Here is a 4,099-nt window from a genome sequence, read left to right as displayed (position 1 = left end):
AGGTCGTAATGCGAGCTGCCATTGAGCGCCGCATTCTGGAAATCCCAGTTGCGGCCCTTAGACCAGTGGGTTTCCTCGAACTGGTGCTGGATATAGAACAGCCACACCCCGGCCGTCGCAGCCATCAGCGTGATCGGCAGCTGTACCGTCAGAAACGCAAGCGGCCCCATGAGCCACATCAGCAGGATGACAGGAATGGCAGCGCCGAGGGTGGTGACGATGGTCGATGTCCATGGCTCCAGACCTGCCCGCATCAGGCCGAACGGCAACCGGTACTGGCAAATGAACAGCCAGGCGGGACCGAACCCGAACATCACGACCGGATGGCGATAAAGACGATAGCGCAGCCGCCCCCAGAACGATCGGGCACGATATTCCCGGACCGTCAGCGTATCGACATCGCCGATGCCGCGCTTGTCGAGATTGCCGGTCGTCGCGTGATGAACCGCGTGGGTCCGGCGCCAGTAATCGTATGGCGTCAGGGTGAAAACGCCGATGACGCGACCGGTCCAGTCATTGGCGCGGCGGCGGGCGAAGAGCGCGCCATGCCCGCAGTCATGCTGCAGGACAAACAGGCGCACAAGGAAACCGGCTGCGGGGACCGTCAGCAACAGCGCCCACCAGTGGCCGTTGAGGACAGCCAGTGCCAGCAGTCCCCACAGGCAGACGAAGGGCAACGCCGTGACCGCGATCTCGATCGTGCTGCGGAGCGGCCTGGCCTGCCGGTAAGGCGCAAGCGCTGCGATCCAGGAACGATGGTTCCGTTCGATTTCGGCCTTTGCGATATTGCGATCCATGGCTTCTCCTGGCTCCGGTCCAAACTTGACCGGGACGCGCGAAATCTGTCTCGAAAGGTTCGCCGCTGCGCGCTGTGTAAGGTCGCTCAAAGCAAGAAAGGCCGAGCGCATTGCCCGGCCGATCCATCCGTCTCGACATTCCGTGCCAGTACATCCGTGGTCACGGAACAGAGACAAATTTTATGCAGCGCGCAGGTTTTCCGCAGCGCTTTTGCCGGACCTATCATCGGTCACGACGTCGAAATTCAGTTTCTGGCCTTCGGATATGGAACGCATTCCGGCGCGTTCAACGGCAGTGATATGGACGAACACGTCCGATCCGCCGCCCTCAACCTCAATGAAGCCGAAACCCTTGGTGGCGTTGAAAAATTTCACTGTGCCAGTGCTCATGACGATTTCCTTTCAATCAATCGGAGAAGATGTCCGGCGGGCGTTAAGGGCCGCGACCGAACGATAAGATCGATGTTGATGGGAAAATCACCAGAGCGCGATGCGCAAAATAAAGTTCGTCAAACAAGATCGATGGACGTCATATGCGCTTCTTTCGTGTTTAAAACAAGGCGGGAATTCAGTTCTGTTGAAGAAAATTGAAAAATGAAAAAATGAAATTATTTTAAAAATATTAATATCATGGACTGTTATTTACTCCCGATCATCGATATATGTAGTTTTAAGGTTCGCTAAACCCGGACTTTTACAAAAATCGCCTGTATAAAATGCTCTACAGACTTTCGCTCACATTGTGAAGCGATGCGCGTGCACGCGCGCAACAGGGAGCGTTTTGCCAGGGCCGCGACGCCAACAGGGCGCGTCCATCTAAGCTGAAGCGGCCGGGGAGCGCTGCCGCCGATCACATCAGACAATGCATCCCAAATCGGAAGGAATCGGCATCATGGCAGCAGAAAACAATGGAGCGTCCTCCATCGGAGAGCGGTGGAAAGCCTATCACCCGGCAAAATCGACGCTCGTCTGGGCCTGTATCATCACCGCCATCGTCACGATCGCCGTCGGCTTTACCTGGGGCGGATGGGTGACAGGCGGCACGTCAAGAACGCTTGCCGCGGAAGCCGGGGAGCTCTCCCGCGACGAACTGGCGACGGTTATTTGCGTCCAGCGATTCAAGACGGCGCCTGATTCGGCGCAGCAGTTGAGCACGCTGAAGGCCATCGACAGTTCCTACAAGCAGCGTCAGTTCATTGAGACCGGCGGCTGGGCGACGATGCCGGGAGACGACAGCGCAAGTCGCGGCGCCGCCACGGCATGCGCCAGCGCGCTTGTTGGCTGAACGACATCATGGACTGAATGCCCGGCGAAGCCCTCGAGAAAATTCCCTCGGCGTGCGCAATTCCCGGATTCACAAGCGGCAAGCAGAAGGCGCGACCGCAACAAAGCGCGCCGGACACATGGAGTTTCCAGATGGCCAAGGGTCAAAAGCGAAGCAATCGCGAAATCAGAAAGCCCAAGAAGGAGAAGACGACAGCGGTTGTCGACGCGCCGCTTGCCGGTTCGCTGGTCAGAAGCGCCGGCAACAGCAATATGACGCGTGGCAAGCCGAAAGGCTGAACCCGCCACGCCGTCCTCAGCGGATACTGCGACAGATCGGGCAAGAAAATCCCGGTCTGGCGGTGTTTTGCTCACGGCAGTCCCTGCTTCACAAACCAGTGGCATTTCGCGCCACGTTCTCAAGGATCTATTCGGTCATGGCACTAGAATTCCCCAATCAGAGCCGGAGTTATGACAACAACGGCAAACGTGTCCGATTTACCGGCCATGACGGCATGTTCGAAGTGATGTTTTTCGCCAGGGCCGATGCTCTGCGCAATCCTGCCGATGGCGAAGAGCCTTATCTCGCCGCTTTCGATGCAGCGCGTGAGAAAATTTACGACGCCGCACGCAGAATCTATCTGAAAGGCCGCAAGGCGGTCTATACCCTGACAGCCTCTGATCTCACTTGAGCCTTTTGTACACGATTTGCCGGTTCAGATTTCCTCGGTGACGACATCGAACTGTCGGAGAATGGCGGGACCGAAGGCGGTCGACATCGCCACGTCCGTGGCATCGCGGCCTCTCGCCATCAGGATGCGACCGATGCGTGGCCTGTTGTGGCGCGCATCGACCGTATACCAGCGACCGCCGAGATAGACTTCCATCCAGGCGCTGAAATCCATCGGGTTCGGATCCCTCGGCACGCCGATATCGCCGAGATACCCGGTGCAATAGCGCGCCGGGATATTGAGGCAGCGGCAGAGCGTGATGGCGAGATGGGCATAGTCGCGGCAAACCCCGACGCCTTCGGTGAACCCGCCAAAGGCGGTCCGGAACGGGTCAGCCTTCATATAGTCGAATGCGATCCGCTGATGGGTGAAATCCAGGATCGCCTGAACGCGCGGCCATCCGAGCGGCGTATCGGCAAAGGTCCTCCAGGCAAAATCGGCAAGCCGGTCGGTGTCGCAGTAGCGGCTGCCGAGCAGGTAGACCAGCACGTCATCAGGCAGGTCGTTGATCTGGTGCTGAATGGCGCCATAGGGAACAGGATCGGCAAGGCCGTCGTCATAGATCTCGAACGCGGTGGAAATCGTGGTCCTGCCCGGCGGCGCGACGATGCGGTTGCAGGCATTGCCGAAAACGTCGGTATAGGCCGATACATCGATTGGACGATCGAAGGACAGGACCTGCGCCGTCAGCAGATCCGCCCAGCGGGACGGGAACACATTGAGGGTCAGCAGCATCGGCGTCGGATGTTCGCAGTCGTAGCCGATATGAAAGCCAGCGCGTATCTTCATGTCTTACCTGTCCCTTGCTTTGAGTGATGGGTCGATCACATCTACAGACGTAACGCGGCAGCGCGGCGTTCCGCCCGGTCGAACGGCCGAATAAATCGATCCCGCTTCGCAATATCCTCGCCGGAACGTTGGCGCGTCCGCTATGCAAGCCGCCACGGCGGCGTGGTCATACCGCCGCGCTTAAATCATTCGGCTGCGTCGTGACATTGACCCGCACTTCCATGCCGTCGAAATCGAGTGCCCCGCCATCGTAGCTGCCCGACAGCGGCACCGCCTGGCCAGGGTCGCGGGCGATGCCGACGCGGATGAGATCGCGATTGCCGACAATGCCGTTGGTCGGATCGAACTCCACCCATCCCGCTCCGGGCAGATAGACCTGGCACCAGGCGTGGGTCGAACCGCCGCCCAAGGTCACGGAACCGTCGCGGTCCGGCACATAGATGTAACCGGTCACGAAAGAGGCCGCGAGCCCGAGCGAGCGAGCCGCCTCCATCATCAAGAGCGCGAAGTCGCGGCAGG

Annotated in this window: 6 protein-coding genes; 2 read left to right on the top strand and 4 right to left on the bottom strand. The window is 59.1% G+C overall.

The features are described 5' to 3' along the window. Together AC5DC2_RS20455 and AC5DC2_RS20450 are read right to left on the bottom strand one after the other, a co-directional pair. The coding region (locus tag AC5DC2_RS20455; RefSeq protein ID WP_491699815.1) for a fatty acid desaturase at positions 1 to 797 on the bottom strand (797 nt) is incomplete at its 3' end. 180 nt (positions 798 to 977) lie between these two features. Next, positions 978 to 1,187, bottom strand: coding sequence for a cold-shock protein (locus AC5DC2_RS20450; protein WP_024709454.1), 210 nt, complete (start codon positions 1,185 to 1,187; stop codon positions 978 to 980). Positions 1,188 to 1,689: 502 nt separating this feature from the next. Between AC5DC2_RS20450 and AC5DC2_RS20445 the strand changes: the two genes are divergently transcribed. Together AC5DC2_RS20445 and AC5DC2_RS20440 are read left to right on the top strand one after the other, a co-directional pair. Next, on the top strand, positions 1,690 to 2,082 hold the full coding sequence (locus AC5DC2_RS20445; RefSeq protein ID WP_024709455.1) for a hypothetical protein: 393 nt from the start codon (positions 1,690 to 1,692) through the stop codon (positions 2,080 to 2,082). A 415-nt stretch (positions 2,083 to 2,497) separates the two neighbouring features. Continuing rightward, positions 2,498 to 2,752, top strand: coding sequence for a DUF1488 family protein (locus AC5DC2_RS20440; protein WP_024709456.1), 255 nt, complete (start codon positions 2,498 to 2,500; stop codon positions 2,750 to 2,752). A gap of 24 nt (positions 2,753 to 2,776) precedes the next feature. Here AC5DC2_RS20440 and AC5DC2_RS20435 read toward each other — a convergent pair whose 3' ends face one another. Both AC5DC2_RS20435 and AC5DC2_RS20430 read right to left on the bottom strand, forming a co-directional pair. Beyond that, entirely contained in the window at positions 2,777 to 3,580 is an 804-nt protein-coding gene (locus AC5DC2_RS20435) for a transglutaminase-like domain-containing protein (RefSeq protein ID WP_491699814.1), read from the bottom strand. A 166-nt stretch (positions 3,581 to 3,746) separates the two neighbouring features. Continuing rightward, a partial coding sequence (locus AC5DC2_RS20430; protein WP_491699813.1) for a transglutaminase-like domain-containing protein occupies positions 3,747 to 4,099 on the bottom strand: 353 nt, incomplete at its 5' end.

This window comes from Martelella sp., assembly GCF_984369615.1.
Note: the sequence above shows the minus strand (reverse complement) of the source record. Positions and strands in the feature narration are given on the sequence as shown.